The organism is Paenibacillus sp. J22FR21, assembly GCF_056269135.1.
This window is the reverse complement of record NZ_JBWDNJ010000003.1, coordinates 599,589-615,369: the sequence shown is the minus strand read 5'-3', so window position 1 is coordinate 615,369 and position 15,781 is coordinate 599,589. Positions and strand designations below refer to the sequence as shown.

General features: G+C 51.7%; 13 protein-coding genes. 3 read left to right on the top strand and 10 right to left on the bottom strand.

What is annotated here, in order from left to right; all coding sequences use genetic code 11:
* The 7 genes from iolE to AC0YNS_RS13340 all read right to left on the bottom strand — a co-directional run bounded on the left by iolE (nt 1) and on the right by AC0YNS_RS13340 (nt 8,303).
* Complete coding sequence (gene iolE / locus AC0YNS_RS13370; RefSeq protein WP_475781482.1) at nt 1-909, bottom strand: myo-inosose-2 dehydratase; 909 nt, start codon at nt 907-909, stop codon at nt 1-3.
* 18 nt (nt 910-927) lie between these two features.
* Nucleotides 928-2,793: a 3D-(3,5/4)-trihydroxycyclohexane-1,2-dione acylhydrolase (decyclizing) gene (iolD, locus tag AC0YNS_RS13365; protein WP_475781481.1), complete on the bottom strand. Its 1,866-nt coding sequence runs from the start codon at nt 2,791-2,793 to the stop codon at nt 928-930.
* Between the two features lie 167 nt (nt 2,794-2,960).
* A complete protein-coding gene (locus AC0YNS_RS13360) occupies nt 2,961-4,529 on the bottom strand; it encodes a hypothetical protein (RefSeq protein WP_475781480.1) in 1,569 nt (522 codons plus the stop codon).
* Nucleotides 4,530-4,765: 236 nt separating this feature from the next.
* Entirely contained in the window at nt 4,766-5,158 is a 393-nt protein-coding gene (locus AC0YNS_RS13355; RefSeq protein ID WP_475781479.1) for a hypothetical protein, read from the bottom strand.
* A 38-nt stretch (nt 5,159-5,196) separates the two neighbouring features.
* On the bottom strand, nt 5,197-5,976 hold the full coding sequence (locus AC0YNS_RS13350; RefSeq protein ID WP_475781478.1) for a phosphotransferase family protein: 780 nt from the start codon (nt 5,974-5,976) through the stop codon (nt 5,197-5,199).
* 144 nt (nt 5,977-6,120) lie between these two features.
* The gene (locus AC0YNS_RS13345) at nt 6,121-6,666 is read right to left on the bottom strand and encodes a histidine phosphatase family protein (protein WP_475781477.1); all 546 of its coding nucleotides are present in this window, start codon (nt 6,664-6,666) and stop codon (nt 6,121-6,123) included.
* Nucleotides 6,667-6,698: 32 nt separating this feature from the next.
* On the bottom strand, nt 6,699-8,303 hold the full coding sequence (locus AC0YNS_RS13340; protein ID WP_475781476.1) for a stalk domain-containing protein: 1,605 nt from the start codon (nt 8,301-8,303) through the stop codon (nt 6,699-6,701).
* Nucleotides 8,304-8,520: 217 nt separating this feature from the next.
* Between AC0YNS_RS13340 and AC0YNS_RS13335 the strand changes: the two genes are divergently transcribed.
* The 3 genes from AC0YNS_RS13335 (at nt 8,521) to AC0YNS_RS13325 (ending at nt 11,253) form a co-directional block, all read left to right on the top strand.
* Nucleotides 8,521-9,513, top strand: a complete 993-nt coding sequence (locus AC0YNS_RS13335) for an ABC transporter substrate-binding protein (RefSeq protein WP_475781877.1) — start codon at nt 8,521-8,523, stop codon at nt 9,511-9,513.
* 61 nt (nt 9,514-9,574) lie between these two features.
* Entirely contained in the window at nt 9,575-10,351 is a 777-nt protein-coding gene (locus AC0YNS_RS13330) for an ABC transporter ATP-binding protein (protein ID WP_475781475.1), read from the top strand.
* Nucleotides 10,352-10,359: 8 nt separating this feature from the next.
* Entirely contained in the window at nt 10,360-11,253 is an 894-nt protein-coding gene (locus AC0YNS_RS13325) for an ABC transporter permease (protein ID WP_475781474.1), read from the top strand.
* Nucleotides 11,254-11,281: 28 nt separating this feature from the next.
* On the opposite strand, the gene AC0YNS_RS13320 is transcribed toward AC0YNS_RS13325, so the two are convergent.
* From AC0YNS_RS13320 to AC0YNS_RS13310, 3 genes are all read right to left on the bottom strand, one after another.
* Entirely contained in the window at nt 11,282-12,265 is a 984-nt protein-coding gene (locus AC0YNS_RS13320) for an RNA polymerase sigma-70 factor (protein ID WP_475781473.1), read from the bottom strand.
* Nucleotides 12,266-12,285: 20 nt separating this feature from the next.
* Complete coding sequence (locus AC0YNS_RS13315; RefSeq protein ID WP_475781472.1) at nt 12,286-13,575, bottom strand: phytoene desaturase family protein; 1,290 nt, start codon at nt 13,573-13,575, stop codon at nt 12,286-12,288.
* 586 nt (nt 13,576-14,161) lie between these two features.
* A complete protein-coding gene (locus AC0YNS_RS13310) occupies nt 14,162-15,769 on the bottom strand; it encodes a glycoside hydrolase family 3 protein (RefSeq protein ID WP_475781471.1) in 1,608 nt (535 codons plus the stop codon).
* Nucleotides 15,770-15,781 lie beyond the last annotated feature (12 nt).

Here is a 15,781-nt window from a genome sequence, read left to right as displayed (position 1 = left end):
TTACCTTCTTTCTTCCGAGATCAGAGAATCGATGTACTGAAGCGCATTCCTCGCATATTCATAGGCGGGATGCAGCGCGGGATCTTGTTCACCCTCCAGCAAAGCCCATCCCTTATAATTACGTTTGACCAGTTCAGATAGAATCGGCCCAAAATCAATGCAGCCATCGCCCGGAACGGTGAACACGCCTTTGCGGATGCAAGTGATAAAGTCCGCCTGTTCGGCTCTTGCCTCCTCCAATATCTGAGGCCGGATATCCTTCAAGTGAACATAAGCAATTCGTTCGTAATGCTTCTGCAGAACAGTCAGCGGGTCTGCTCCTCCGTAATAGGCATGCCCCGTGTCGAAGAGCAGGTAGACGAGCTCCGGATCGGTCAGCTCCATGAGGCGATCGATCTCTTCCGGCCGCTCCACAACCGTTCCCCCGTGATGATGATAGGTCAATTTCAGCCCATACTCCTTGGCAATTGCGCCGGCAGCATTCAAGCCTTCAGCCAGCGACGCCCACTGTTCATCGCTTAAACGCTGCACTTCCTTCTCATTCGGAGAACGCCGCGGATCGAAGTGCAGCGATCCTCCCGCTTCGCATGTGCTAATCACCGTGCTTCCCATTTCCTTAAGAAACTGTGCATGTGACCGATAGGCGTTCAGTTCATCTTCACGATACGCCGGATCGGAGAAGAGCACCGACTTCCACTGCGACGTCAAGCTGATCCCGCGTCGTGACAGCTCATTCTTCAGCACTTGCGGATCGCTCGGAAACTTCCGTCCCATCTCCGTACCCGTTAAACCAAGCGCAACGATGTCATCGACGATCCGATCGAACGAAGTATCGTCACCGTGTTCCTTTACATCCTCTCCAACCCAATTAATGGGATGAATCCCTAATCGGAATGGCAACTGTTTCATAGGCTGGCAGCCCCTCTTTTATAGGATTTGAATGGATCTGATTTTGGCGTTCATTTCTTTACCGGCTTTGATCACGTTATCGCTCTCTGACACCTCGGGAACAGCAACGTTCCACCAGGACTCATATCCGCCTGTATTCGTGCCCGGCACAACAGGAATCTCGATGAGTGTAGTGACCGTTTCTTGCTTCGCCAGCTGCAGCGCTTCCTTCAATTCTTGCTCGTTGTTTGCCTTGTAGGCTTTAGCACCAAGACTGCGCGCATGTGCCGCGAAGTCGATTGGCATATACGTTCCGGTCAGCTTACCTGTCTCCGCCGAGCGGAAACGGAACTCATTCCCGAAGCCGTCGCTGCCCTGGCTCCTCTGCAAATTATGGATACACTGGAACCCGTGGTTGTCGAACAGCAATACGGTGATTTTGCGACCTTCCTGCAAGCTGGTCACCAGCTCGGAGTGAAGCATGAGATACCCGCCATCTCCCACGATCGCATAGACTTCGCGGCGCGGTTCAGCCAGTGCGACGCCGAATGCGCCGGCGATCTCATACCCCATGCAGGAGAAGCCATATTCCATATGATAGGTTTTGGGTTCGGTTGGCCGCCACACCCGGTGAAGATCACCAGGCAGACTTCCCGCCGCGCATACGATAACCGAGTTAGATGCAATTGTCTCCTGGATGATGCCCAGTGCCCGGGTCTGAGCCAAACCAAGCTCATGCTCTATGGCAAAAAGTCGATCGACCTCATCATCCCACTCCCGCTTAATGGCATGGATCTCCTGCAGATCATGTTCACTCGAATAGTGAACATCTTGGAGTGCAGCTTGCAGCGCGATTAGGCCTTCTTGGGCATCCGCCGTAATCGCTACCCCGTTCAGCTTCGAGGAATCGAATCCGCTGACATTCACATTAATGAATTGCACATCCGGATGACCGAAGGCGGACTTGGAAGCCGTCGTGAAATCGGAATACCGCGTGCCCACGCCGATGATGAGATCGGCTTCTTGCGCGATCTTGTTTGCGGTCAGAGCACCGGTAACTCCGATCGCGCCTACGTTTAGCGGATGGTTCCAAGGCAATGAGCTCTTGCCTGCTTGTGTCTCGGCAACCGGGATATGGAAAGCCTCGGCGAATGCAGCAAGCTCACTCGATGCAGAAGAATACAACACACCGCCGCCCGCGATAAGGAGCGGCTTCTTCTTGCCAGCCATGAGCTTCACCGCGCGCTTAATCGCGTCCGGCACCGGCGGACGACGATCCAAATAATGCACCTTGCGGTCAAAGAAATGGATCGGATAGTCATAAGCTTCCGCCTGTACATCCTGCGGCAGAGCCAGCGTCACTGCGCCGGTCTCTGCGGGATCGGTCAATACGCGCATCGCTTGCACCGCAGCCGTCATCAATTGCTCCGGTCTCACGATACGGTCCCAATACTTGCTGACTGATTTGAAAGGTTCGTTAGCGGAAATGGTGTAATCGCTTACAACTTCTAACTGCTGCAGCACCGGATCCGGCTGTCTGCTGGCAAAATTATCACCCGGCAGCAGCAGCACCGGGATGCGGTTTACGGTTGCCGTCGCAGCCGCCGTAATCATATTCAAAGCACCTGGTCCGATAGAGGACGTGCAGGCATAAATCTGCTTGCGATTGCTTTGCTTCGCGAATGCAGCTGCGGCATGAACCATGCCCTGCTCGTTCTTGCCTTGTATGTAAACCAGTTCACCTGCGCTATGCTCCAAGGCTTCCCCGATCCCGGTTACGTTGCCATGACCGAAGATACCCATAACGCCCTTAACGAACTTCGTTTCCTCGCCGTCTACCGAGATATATTGCTGATCCAGAAATCGCAGCAGCGCTTGCGACATCGTAAGCCGAACTGTACTCATTATGCTTGACTCCTCCTTAGATTGAGTAGGTTAAGCGCTATACCTTGTGGCATAAAAATAACGCTCTTCTTACTATTCCACAGTAGATTAAGCGCTTAACTTATTTTACGAAAAAAGAATGCAAATCTCAATAGCTGTTTTTGGCGAATCCTGTCATTAGGACCGTATTACAACCCTTCAACCACTTGCACAGTGAGGCTTCGCTTCATGAAGTCAAAGATAAATTCAATAACCGTGTTATCCTGCTCGATGTTCATTGTCGCTTTCGTCGATGAGCCGCTCCGCGGATATTCATCAATTGAATACGTTTGCGATAACGTTCCGTATGGTGCAACGGCATAGGTGTAAGAACCCGTGAACGGCATAACAAAGGTGCGCCGGTAGATGCCATTACCGATGTAGTACATCCGCGTTGTTTCGCTATTGGAGTCATTATTGAACGCGCCAACATGATGCTGGAAGCTTCCGTATAGGATGACGCGAGCCGGAAGTTTGATTCCTGTCTCGGGATCATAGCTGTCATCCGCCCCATAGGAGGTGTTCGGCAGCGGATTGCCTGCACGCTGCCTTAGATCCTGTTCGGATTGCCACAGCGATCTGATCTTCTCTTCCTGTCCGAATCCGAGCGGACAGCCTTCGCCTGCTTGATTCGCCTGATAGCAATTCGACAGTTCTTCTCCAGCGCTGCCGGTCGGCATCGGAACATGATAACTGCCGAGCGTTCTTCGAATCGGCATCTGCATATATGCGTTCGTATTGTTTACGGCCGTCCATTTGAAGGCGTATTCAAGAAAACGGTTACGACTCTCTTCATCCTGCGATGCGAACCAGCCAATCTGATCGTAGCCCCACCATTCCATCCATGCTCTGCGTTCATCTGGAATGTTGTCCTGATCATCGAAGAATTTACCGCCCCAATTATCGAGCTCCATCAGCATCGGTAACGAATCGCAGCTCCATCCGCTAGGCGTCACGCCGCCTTCACTGAAGCCTTCTTGCACAAGTGCAAGCTTGTTGCTTGGTACGTCTTGAATCGGCATCCGGGAGTATGGCATGGAATGAAAATCAAACAGAAGCTTGCCATCCATGTTCACGCCATGCGTATGTGCATCAAGCAGCACAATGCCTCGTCTCGCATGCTCGCTCGCATAATCCCTTATCATTTGGAATAAGGCAATCGTCTTCTTGAGCCCGAAGTCTTCAGCCGTGTACAGGTGAATCTGCCCCATATGAATGGCTTCATAGCCGGCATCGATATAGTTAACCGCCCGGTAATAGAACCAGAACTGTGTCTCAAGCTTGTTCATATTGGGAATGCCGCCGCCGTCGTCCCAGACGAAGCCTTGCGGGTTCTCGTCAAACAGCATATCGGTGATACGGAAATTGCGATCCTCGGCCGGCAATTGAAAGGCTTTGAACACCCATTCCGGAATCTTGATCTTCTCGACATCCGGGAAAACAGCTTCGAAAATGCAGGTTTGCAGCATAATGTCCGGGTCCACTTCATGTGCACGCTCAGCAAGCGTCTTAGACTTCCGGAAATGCTCGCCGTCATCCGCTTCCAGCAGCCACACGCCCGAAGCACGTCCCAGAAACTTTGCCCCGATGTTCTTGATCATCCTTAAGTCATCATTTAACGTATCACTGTTGACCAAATCTGCGGCCGTAACCGCCCTGGACAGAAAGCCCTCCAGAACATCCCGGCTGATACATCCGTTATACATCGAATGGTTCATGTCTACCTCCGTGATCATTGTTATTCATCGTATAAAGTTGTTCATGATCGCCTTCATTCCTGATCTCTGAAACAGCATCAAGACTATTTCTGGTATCGATACCAGAAATACATATTACTAATTTACCATCATTTCTGAATAATGGAATAACTTTTTGGAAATTTACACTTTTTTATTGTTTGCGCCCAACAATAGAGCGATACCAGCGGCCTTTTTTTTCTAGTATCACTCTCAATCTATTCGATTTCGTCTAACGGTGCAGTTTGATCAAACATCGCCCTGTTCTCTTCCGGCACATGAATGATATCTTGCACCTGGTACATGTCCGAATCAGGGTCTTTCACGATATCCAGCAGCAGAATCTCATCTTCCATCCTTAGAAAGCTATAAGTTCGAAGCTCGGCTCCGGTTGCGGAGATGCCCTTCAATTGACTCATATCTTCCTCTGAAAGGGTTCCCTTCATTGCGTCCGACAAGTAGGCATTCAACTGCTGCAAATCCTGATGATCGATTGCCTGCTTCACGAGTATAGCTACATTTTCCGGGGAATCAGGCTGGACGAACTTGGGAGATGAACATCCCATAATAAACATTAATCCTGCTAGCACAGTAAGCTTCTTTGCCGTCATTCTGTTTCTCCTAACCAATCATATAAACGATCATAAATTTATTCCACCCATGTATCTTGCAGCAGTTCAATAATTTCTTCTTGTTCCTTGCCAACCATTTCGTGGATGCGAACGGCTAATGTAGGAAGCTTCCACGCCTCCAGCTCAGCTGTCTCGACGCCACTTAAAGCTATGTATACATCGCAATATACCTCGTGAAATAGCCTCCGCCCATCACGCAGCCAGCTAGGCGCTTCCGGTGGTAAAGAGTTCGATGCCAGCATCATCAAGGTTCGGCTCACATCCGCGGCCTTGTCGCCAATTAGGACATTCATCCAGTCAATGATGACAGGTCCATCCGCTGCCATGAGTATGTTACCCGGGTGAAAATCATAGTGGCATAATGCCTGCCCGTCCGGTAATTGCCGAAGCATGGCTATAATGTGATCCCTCTGGCGATCCGAAATTCCGGTGGCTGCCATCGTATGTTTTAGCAGCTCTTGCTTCAGATTCGGGGTAAAATCAACCTTCAGTTCATGAAGCTGATAGTGGAGCTCCGCCATCAATTTCGCATAGTGGGTAACGCTCTCTCTGTTTGGTTCAATCCTGCTCATCATGGAAGGAGCGTTGATTCGCTCATAGACGATGCCGGAGCGGCCTTCATACTCAATAAGTCCGCCGAACCTCGGCGTCCGTACAGCTAACCGGGATATAATTGCTGCATTCTTCGCTTCCTTCGGTGCTTCATGGGCATGATGAAAGAGTTTAATAACCTCATGCTCGCCCCACTCATAGACATCCGCTGTATTGCCTCTCCCAACCAGTTCGCCAGCTTTCATTATGCGGCACCTCACTAAGACATCGTAATTGGTATTGTATCCCATATCATGGAGCAGTGGCGATAAAATTCTTCCAAAGAAAAAGCCGCATTTGCATAAGAGTCTCTCTCTTAGCGCAATGCGGCACAAATTGATGATATACAGCTAAACTTCGCTCACTTTCACTTCGTATGCTCTAAGCTCACAATTGCCGGTGTGAAAGTTATAGTACTCTTCATTCGATTGTTCATGGAAATAAGCATGAATGACCCTGCAAATTCCGCCATGAGAGACCAGCAATACATGCAGACCTTTATACCTCTCTATGATTTCATCGATTAAATTATAGACTCGTTGCGCCACCTGCAATACGGATTCTCCACCTGAGAGCTTGCTCGGAAAATGTTTCTTTGCCTCAAGGAAACCAGCGTCATCACGCATAACGCCCTCGTATTTGCCATAATTTTGCTCCCTGAGTCTATCTTCTACGGTATAAGCTGCTCCTAGCGCATCAGAAAGGATCTCAGCGGTTTGTTTTGCTCTCATGAGCGGAGATGAAAGGATAAGATCGATCTTCACATCTCCCATGCTCGCGGCCAACGTTCTTGCTTGCTCAATGCCTCGACTCGTCAAGGCAATATCTGAGATTCCACAGATGCGGCGCGCTACATTCCATTCGGTTTGACCGTGCCTCACAGCGAATATGTTCATAGGCATCCTCGTTTCCGGTTGAATAGTACTAATTAGCCCTGCGGATACACGTACTTGGTAGCCGACACAGTCATATTGGCTGCGACGGAGCCTTCTGCAGGAACGGTTATTGTTCCTTTGGCCGAATAGGTGTCACCGCTAAATTCAAAATATTGGCCGAAGCTGTACGTTCCCGGCGGCAGGAAGAGCTCGAATTTCCCATTATTCAGAACGACATCGCAAATGTAGCTGTTACTGTCATTATAGATGTTCACCATGCCGGAACGATTGACGGAGGCATTCTCGAAACTAGCAGTTCCGGTCACATTGGGCTTCTGCAGTTGGAGCGTCGCATTCTCAAACTGGCCATTCTGCACACGAATCGGCTTGTTCAGCACACTGGTCGTGCGATAAGTCCTAACACTTACAATGTTATAGTTACCATCAGGTAACTCCGCATAAGCTGTGAGTCCTTCCCAGTTCACCCAGCGATCCAGGTCGTATCTGCCTTCTGCGGACTGAATAAAGATTGTACCGCTCTCAACCGGCACTCCCTGTGCATCCACGATGCGCAGCTCCGGTATAACCGGCTGTTTATCCTGAACGGCTAACCATTTGGTCGTGCCGCGAGAAACAGCCATTCTGTAGGGGGTATCATGAAACCGATTTTCTTTGTAGGGATCAGCGCCAGCCTTGAGCAGCAGCTGCGCAATTGGGTAGCTGGACCACTGAACAGCTGTATACAAGGAACTATCGAGTCCCGGATCAGCGCCATGTGCGAGCAGCGTCTGAACGATCTCTGCCTTCGGATATTGATTCACGTATACACTCCCATTGCTGGCACGACCAATTACGCCTGAAGCGGATTCCAAATAGGAATACCCATCGCGGTTTGTTTTATTCGCGTCATAGCCTTGCGACAATAGCAGGTCTAGCAGATCGGCATTTTGGTTCAATATCGCCTCCGAAACCAAGTCCCGTGATGACAGCTTGACATCTGCACCATGCTCCAGCAGCGCTCGCGTCCCCGCCGTACTGCTTTTCAACACCGTATACTCAATCGGAACATTATCCCCAAACATGTTGACCAGCTTCAAATTCGGATCAACGCCTCGATCCAGCATCCGCTCGATCGTCAACGCATCTCCGCTCATGGCAGCTTCAAACAGCGTGCGCTGAAAGACTTTCAAATCGGCCTCACTATACCCGATAATAACCTTCTTCTGCTTGGTATCGTAGCTCACGTTCTTCCCGCTCACGATCGAAACCAGCCTTGCCGAGACGTAAATACGTCCATTCAAATTAACCGGCGCCTGGCTTAAACGAATGTTCTGATTGGATGTTTGGAGCATCGTCGTGTTCAAACGGATACTCCATTTCGTCGATCCACGCGTCATATCGATTCTTCCCAGCTGTACCACCGCTTTGACATCAAGCGCATCCAATATCGACTTCATCGGCAGCATTAAGCTGCCTTTATACATAAGCGGAGCTGCTGATAATTGAAGCGGCTTACCGTCAATGACCACCATAATAGTCGGTGCTGACGGAGCTGATGCTGCGCTGACCGGTGCTTGTATTACCGCTGCTAGAAGGAATATCGTTGCCCACAGCAGGGCAAGCACCGATAACCTTCCGGTTTGAATCTGTCTTCTCATTTTCCATTCATCCCCTCAAACATGTTTGTCACCCTATTTCCCATAATTCGACAGTAACCCTCCAATCCCTTCCATAAACCATCCAATCAATCCCATTTATACGCACCGTTTCTAGGCTCCTGCATACCATGTGAACATACTTATTTTTTTCTGCACGACGGGCTGCTTCCGGCATGAATTGCAGAAAGTCTATGGAGGGGTTTACTTGAAAAAAAGTATGATGAGACTTTCCTTCATCGTCATCAGCTTAGCGCTTCTGCTGGCGGGCTGCGGCGGGAAAAAGTCGGAACCGACCAAGGTTCGAATCGGTGAAGTCACGCGTTCTATTTTCTATGCACCGCAATATGTCGCCATTACGAATGGATTCTTCAAAGATGAAGGTCTGGACGTAGAGCTGACCACAACGCCGGGCGGAGATAAAACGATGACGGCACTGCTCAGCAACAACATTGACGTGGCACTGGTAGGATCCGAAACATCCATTTATGTCTCGCTTCAAGGCTCCGAAGATCCGGTCATTAATTTCGCCCAATTAACGCAAACCGACGGGACCTTCCTGATCTCCCGCTCCAAGGTCGACAATTTCGATTGGAACATGCTGAAAGGGTCCAAATTCCTGGGGCAGCGCAAAGGCGGCATGCCGCAAATGGCCGGTGAATTTACGCTCAAGAAACACGGCATCGATCCTCAGAATGATTTGGAACTCATTCAAAATGTGGAATTTGCCAACATCGTTCCTGCCTTCACATCAGGTACAGGCGACTACGTTCAGCTCTTCGAGCCATCGGCTACGATGATCGAGCAGCAAGGCAAAGGATATGTCGTTGCGTCATTCGGTACGGAGAGCGGCCATCTGCCTTATACCGTGTTCATGACCAAACAAAGCTATATCGATGACAATCCGGGTACGGTACAGAAGTTCACGAATGCCGTCCATAAAGGACAAAAGTGGGTGCAGGAGCATAGTGTAAATGAAATCGCTGATGCTGTTGCGCCATTCTTCCCGGACACAGACATTGAGCTGATCCGCGGCGTTGTGAAACGGTACAAAGATCAAGGCTCCTATGCAACAGATCCAATCATCGACGAAACCGAGTGGGCGAATTTGCAGGATGTGATGAAATCGGCCGGCGAGCTGGATGCTCCTGCGGAATTCGGCAAGCTGGTGAACAATACGTTTGCAGAGAAAGCGATTAAGAATGTGAAGTAAGGACTTGACAGATAGGCCGCCTGCGTGCGGCCTCTTCAAGCGTATGGAAGGAGTGACCGCTGTGATTCCTGTCGTGGAAGTAAAGGATGTTACACATGTGTACGTCAATGAGAAGGGGGCAACGCTGGCTCTGGATCAGATTGCATTAACGGTCAGGAGCGGTGAATTCGTCTCCCTCGTCGGCCCGAGCGGCTGCGGCAAAACAACGCTGCTCTCCATCATCGCGGGCTTAATTCTGCCAACCGAAGGAGCGGTCTCCATACTCGGGCAGCCCGTTACCGGTCCGACGTCGAAGATCGGTTATATGCTGCAGCAGGACTTTCTGTTTCCATGGCGGACGATTCGCGAGAATGTGACGATTGGTTTGGAAATCATGGGCAAGCTGACACGCGAGAAGAAGGAGTTCGCCCTTCATCTGTTGGAGGAGCTGGGGCTTGGGCAGTCAGCGGGCAAATATCCCGGTGAACTGTCTGGCGGTATGCGGCAGCGGGCAGCGCTTGCGCGTACACTGGCTACCGAACCGGATATTTTATTTCTGGATGAACCGTTCTCGTCGCTGGATTTTCAAACGAAGCTGCAGCTCGAGAACCTGATCTCCCACACTCTTAAAGCGCGCCGCAAAACCTCGCTGCTGGTTACCCACGATATAGCCGAGGCCATCGCGATGAGCGACAGAGTGATTGTGCTAGCGCCTAATCCGGGACGGATAAAGAGCGAAATCGCCATCCCTGCGTATCTGGCGGAGATGACGCCTATTGCCGCGCGTGAGCAAGACGGGTTTCAGGAATGGTTTCGCATTGTGCGGAAGGCGTTCGAATCGACAGAGAGAAGGAGATGAACACACCTATGGGGAACGACAAGTTGGGGAAAGAACCTTCTGAGACGGAACAGTCTGGAACAGTACAATCTGGAACAGAACAACAGAAAGAACCGCGGAGCAATGTCGATCCGCAGCTCATCTATAAGGCCTTCAAACAAGCAAGAAATAAAGAAAAGCTTATTGTTCACATAACGCAAGTATTGCTGCTTGCCCTCTTCCTCGGCTCCTGGGAGTATGCGGGGAGAACGCGTTTGATTGACGTCTTCCTGTTCAGTTATCCCAGCAAGATCTTCAAGCTGCTGTACACAAAAGCAATGGACGGCTCGCTGCTGCCTCATATCGGGGTTACGGTAGCGGAAACCGCGGCAGGTTTTGCACTAGGCACGTTATGCGGCTTGTTGATTGCAACGATCATTTGGTGGAGCCCTTTTCTGGCACGCGTACTCGATCCGTATCTTGTCGTGCTGAACTCCTTACCCAAGGTAGCGCTCGGTCCTCTGTTCATCGTGGCGCTCGGCTCCGGCATCCTCTCCATCATCGCAACGATACTCTCGATTACCGTCATCATCACCACGCTCGTCATCTATAACGCCTTCCAGGAGGTTGACGCCAACTACGTGAAAGTAGTGAACGTATTCGGCGCGACCAAAACGCAATCGTACAGCAAAGTTATCCTGCCCGCTTCCTTCCCCGCTATCATATCGACGCTTAAAGTGAATGTCGGCTTAGCTTGGGTTGGGGTTATTGTAGGCGAATTCCTGGTAGCCAAGGAAGGGCTGGGCTATTTAATTATTTATGGTTTTCAAGTGTTTAACTTTACACTTGTCCTCGCGAGCTTATTCATCATTGCGGCTTTCGCAACGTTCATGTACCAAATTGTAGCAGCGATTGAGTCTAGGATTAGGAAGAGAAGGCGATAAGGGAACAGGGCAAAACCGCGCGAAAGGGCTACCGTTCCGACGCAGCCGCGATATGTCTGAGCTTATCGGGATTGACGACGATATAGAACGATGAGATTTGACCATCAGTAATCTCAAAGGAATGCACGTTATTCGGCTGTCCATTGCCATCGTATCCGACAATGCCGATTTCTCCGTTCACCTCGGACAAGGTGTAGGTATAATCTTGAGGCAGCTTAGCAAGCAGTCCGAAGAAGAATGCCGCGATGCGCTCGGAGCCCTGAATCGGACGGGTCGCTGCTTTCACCTTCCCGCCGCCATCCGAGTAGAGAACCGCATCTGCACGAACAACGCTGAGCAATTGTCCCATATTTCCGGACATAAGGGCTTGCACGAACTGCTCCACGATTGTTGATGTTTTCTCGACGGCAGGTGGCTTTAATTGTTGTTGCTGCTCGATTGGAGTCGTTTGCAGCGATGACTTCAACGCATCATCCGGCTCCGGTATTTGACTTATTGCCAGTTTGGCTCGGCGGAAAATTTGGCGGCAATTCGTGCTGCTCTTGCCCACGATCTCCGCAATCTCGTCATACTCGTACTGCAGCACTTCGCGCAATAGAAATACGGCACGCTCCACCCAAGACAGCTGCTGCAGCAGGAGCAAATATGCAGTAGATATCGACTCCTTCTGCAGATAACGGTCATCCGGCTCTGCGAACGATCGTGCCGCATCCGGGACAAGCGGCTCCGGCAGCCATGTTCCAACGTAGACTTCCCGCTGCTTGCGAGAGGAACGCAGCAGATCGATGCAGCGGTTCGTGACGATTTTGCACAAATACGCCTTCATACTGGTGATGTGCTCCGGCCTCTTCACATTTACATAAATAAAAGCCTCCTGTACCACATCTTCCGCATCCATCACGCTGCCCAGCATCCGATAAGCTAATGAAAACAAGAGCGGCCGATAGGAAATATATTCCTCTACAGACGACGATGCTCCCTTATTTGGTTCCGATTCCGTGTTCCTGTTCATATGGGCACACCTCCGTGTCGTTACCTTGCCGCAGCCAAGCTTGGTGAATGCGCGATTGCTTCCGCCGCCCTGACTGCGCTCGCGGCTGATGCGTCAGCAAGCAATTCGCCATGACCGGCCCAGTCTCCTGCGACATATAAGCCTTGAATTTCGGGAACGGACGGCCCAATGTTCTTCAACTTCTGACCGGTACGCGGATAACCGTGCGTTACCGTTATATTCGGCAGAAACTGCTTCGCGAGAACTTCGTCCTGCCAGCCCGGCTGCAGCCAGTTCATCGTTTGCAGCAGCTGCTGCTCATCCGCCTTCGGGTCGTTCTCGCCGGGACCGTTATATTTGATCAAATGGACCACAACCGCACCGTTATCGCTCATCGTGGCATGGGCCGAATGATTGGAGAAGAAGATAGGCTGATCGAGTCCGAGCGCAAATTCATGCTCTTTGACCGGCAGCTTCTTCAGTCCAATATCAAGACAGGCCGCCATAGAAGGGATCGCTTCTATTTTCCATTGCTTTAATACCGTCGCTTCGGCTCCGGGCACAAGTTTATACGTTTCCGAAGGGGAAGCCGTACTAATCGCATTTGCTATGGTTATCGATGTGCCATCTCCAAGTTCGAGCGCTGTAACCTTGCCTTCCTTGTGCGTGATTTCTTTTACCGATTTGGCGGCTACGATGTGCACGCCTATCTGCTGAGCCTTGACTCGCAGCTGATCCACGATCGTCTGCCAGCCTTTATGCAAATAGATGACTCCTTTGAGCGAACGTTGAATTTGCCCCAGAGCTGGTGCTGCGAGCTGATGATCCGGATCAAAAGCATACGTCGCCGTCCTGCACAGCGCATAGAAAACATGCCGTACCATCGGATCTTGCACCTCGCGCTCCGCCCATTCCCGAATGCTCGATGCAGGAATGTTGGAGGCATTAAGGCGCGTTAACTTGACCATCAGACGCATCAGCTGCATCTTGCTGGACCAAGTGAGCAGCTTCGTCTTCAGCATGCCGATCGGGTCCGCCCCCATAGGGACGAGCTGATTGTTCCAGATGGCGTTCATTTTGGTGGACGGCTTTGCGCCTTCCACTCGAATGCCAAGTTCTTGTAGGATACTATTCGCACGACCCGCTTTATACAGCGCATGCCCGCCTAAGTTGAGAAATACACCATTGTTGTGGTTCGTCATCGCACGTCCGCCGAGTCGATTCGACTTCTCCAGCAGCAAGACAGAGCGGCCGCTCTGCGCCACCTTTATCGCTGCAATCAAACCCGCCAACCCGCCGCCGACCACGGCTGTATCATAGTTAGTATTCATTATTGTCACCCTCCCCGATTGCTTTCATAAGTTAAGGCGGGGGAGGAGGGGGTTTTGTGACAGGATGGGTGAAAAAATAGATTTTCTGCTCATGTAGACCACTGGGTGGGCTTCTTTTGCGTTTTCCGTTGGTTTTACGCTCATGTAGACCTAGGTAGGCTTCTTTTGTGTTTTCCGATGATTTTACGCTAATGTAGACTTCTGGGTTGGCTTCTTTTGTGTTTTCCGATGATTTTACGCCAATGTAGACTTCTGGGTTGGCTTCTTTTGCGTTTTCCGTTGATTTTACGCTAATGTAGACTTCTGGGTTGGCTTCTTTTGTGTTTTCCGATGATGTGTTGCCTCTAGTGCTACTCTTTCTAATACTCTTTCTCTGATTTGACTACTATTCCAGAAATGTGTAGCTCCCAGAACCACTCTTTCTCTCATTTGACTACTTTTCCAGCGATATGTAGCTCTCCGAACCACTCTTCCTCTCATTTAGCTACATTGCTAGCGATGTGTTGCCTCCTCACCAGCAACACACAAACAAAAAAAGAGTTGCACAAGCCCCATGGCCCGTGCAACTCTATAACATCTCAAATCCCTACTCGCCCCAGCGCCAGCCGAACGGGTACTGCGCGGACAGGGTCAGCGGCAGTCGGCCTGTTGGCGTGAACTCGCCGAGCAGTGCACCCGCGGCGGATTCCAGCGCGAGTGGACGGCATTCGTATACGGCGAGGAACGCCGATACGTCCGGGTACACGAGCAGATCGAGCGGGTTGCGGACGGATACAGCAACCGTGCGATCGCCCGCTTCCGCGAGCAGCCGCGCAGCGAGCTCGCGCTCGTTCGCGTGCTTCGCCGCGTCGTAGCTCACGAACACGATCTGTTCGAACGCCGCAAGATCCTGCAGCGCATCGGCAGCTCCGACGCGCCGTTCCGTCACATGCGGCATCCGCGCCGCGAGTCGGCCCCCAAGTGTACCGTCGTCGGTCAGCAGCTCGTCCGCTTCCGACACGGTCACGATTTCGGGCCAGAGCACGAGCGTCTTCGCCTCGCGCCGCAGCGGAAGCAAGCCGCGCTCGTTCTTCACGAGCGTCGCCGATGCCTCGCTCCAGTGGCGGACGGCAGCTCGCTGGTCCGGCGTATCCAGCGTCGGCTCGACCTCCGCCCATGGCGCGAGCGCCTCGCCTACCGCGCGCTTCTCCTTCAAGCGCATGATGCGCGCCAATGAAGCATCAATGCGCGCTTCGCTCAGCTCGCCGCTCTCTACCGCGGCAACGACCGCTTCAATCGCAGCCCGCTGCTTCGCTGCCGTGTGGCAGATCAGCACCATATCCGCGCCTGCCTGCAGCGCCATAACAGCTCCGCGCTCCGGACCATAGAACTTGTCGATGGCGTTCATCTCCAAGCAGTCCGTTACGATGACGCCTTCATAGCCAAGCTCCTCACGCAGCAAGCCCGTCAATACAGGCTGCGACAAGGTCGAAGGTACGCCTGACGGGTCCAGCGCAGGCAAACACACATGGGCCGTCATGATCATATCCGTCTCGCCGGCTGCCATCTTAAACGGAACCAGCTCAATCGCATCAAGCCGTTCCCGATCATGCGTAAGTACAGGCAGATCCCGGTGCGAATCAACGCTTGTATCGCCATGTCCCGGAAAATGCTTCACGGTCGCCGAGACACGCGAGCGCTGATAACCGCGAACTGCCGCCAAACCAAGCTCACCGACAACCTCCGGCCGGTCGCTGTAGGAGCGAACGTTAATAACCGGATTGTCCGGGTTATTGTTCACGTCAATACACGGCGCATAGTTCAAATTAATGCCGAGTGCGCGAAGCTGTTCGCCGCACATGACCGCCGATTCGAATACGCCTCCGGCAGAACCAGCTGCGCCAAGTGCCATATTGCCCGGCATCAGCGTGACACCTTTCACAAGTCGCGACACCATGCCGCCTTCCTGATCCACCGCAATAAACATCGGCGATCTCCCCGATCGCTCAGCCGATGCCATTAAACCTGCCGATAGGGCATGCACCTGTTTCGCATCCACGATGTTACGCGTGAAATAGATAATGCCGCCAACGCCGTAATCCCCAATCAGCGCTTCAATCTCAGCTGACGGTTCATGACCGTGGAACCCAAACACAAACAGCTGCCCGATTTTCTCCCGCAAACTAAACGTTCCCCATTCAACTTGCTCTCCCATGACTCGAACGCA

Coding starts and splice junctions, on each gene's coding strand:
- AC0YNS_RS13340 (WP_475781476.1), bottom strand. CDS start 8,303: ATGAGAAGACAGATTCAAACCGGAAGGTTATCGGTGCTTGCCCTGCTG.
- AC0YNS_RS13325 (WP_475781474.1), top strand. CDS start 10,360: ATGGGGAACGACAAGTTGGGGAAAGAACCTTCTGAGACGGAACAGTCT.
- AC0YNS_RS13315 (WP_475781472.1), bottom strand. CDS start 13,575: ATGAATACTAACTATGATACAGCCGTGGTCGGCGGCGGGTTGGCGGGT.
- AC0YNS_RS13360 (WP_475781480.1), bottom strand. CDS start 4,529: ATGAACCATTCGATGTATAACGGATGTATCAGCCGGGATGTTCTGGAG.
- AC0YNS_RS13320 (WP_475781473.1), bottom strand. CDS start 12,265: ATGAACAGGAACACGGAATCGGAACCAAATAAGGGAGCATCGTCGTCT.
- iolE (WP_475781482.1), bottom strand. CDS start 909: ATGAAACAGTTGCCATTCCGATTAGGGATTCATCCCATTAATTGGGTT.
- AC0YNS_RS13345 (WP_475781477.1), bottom strand. CDS start 6,666: ATGAACATATTCGCTGTGAGGCACGGTCAAACCGAATGGAATGTAGCG.
- AC0YNS_RS13355 (WP_475781479.1), bottom strand. CDS start 5,158: ATGACGGCAAAGAAGCTTACTGTGCTAGCAGGATTAATGTTTATTATG.
- iolD (WP_475781481.1), bottom strand. CDS start 2,793: ATGAGTACAGTTCGGCTTACGATGTCGCAAGCGCTGCTGCGATTTCTG.
- AC0YNS_RS13335 (WP_475781877.1), top strand. CDS start 8,521: ATGATGAGACTTTCCTTCATCGTCATCAGCTTAGCGCTTCTGCTGGCG.
- AC0YNS_RS13350 (WP_475781478.1), bottom strand. CDS start 5,976: ATGAAAGCTGGCGAACTGGTTGGGAGAGGCAATACAGCGGATGTCTAT.
- AC0YNS_RS13310 (WP_475781471.1), bottom strand. CDS start 15,769: ATGGGAGAGCAAGTTGAATGGGGAACGTTTAGTTTGCGGGAGAAAATC.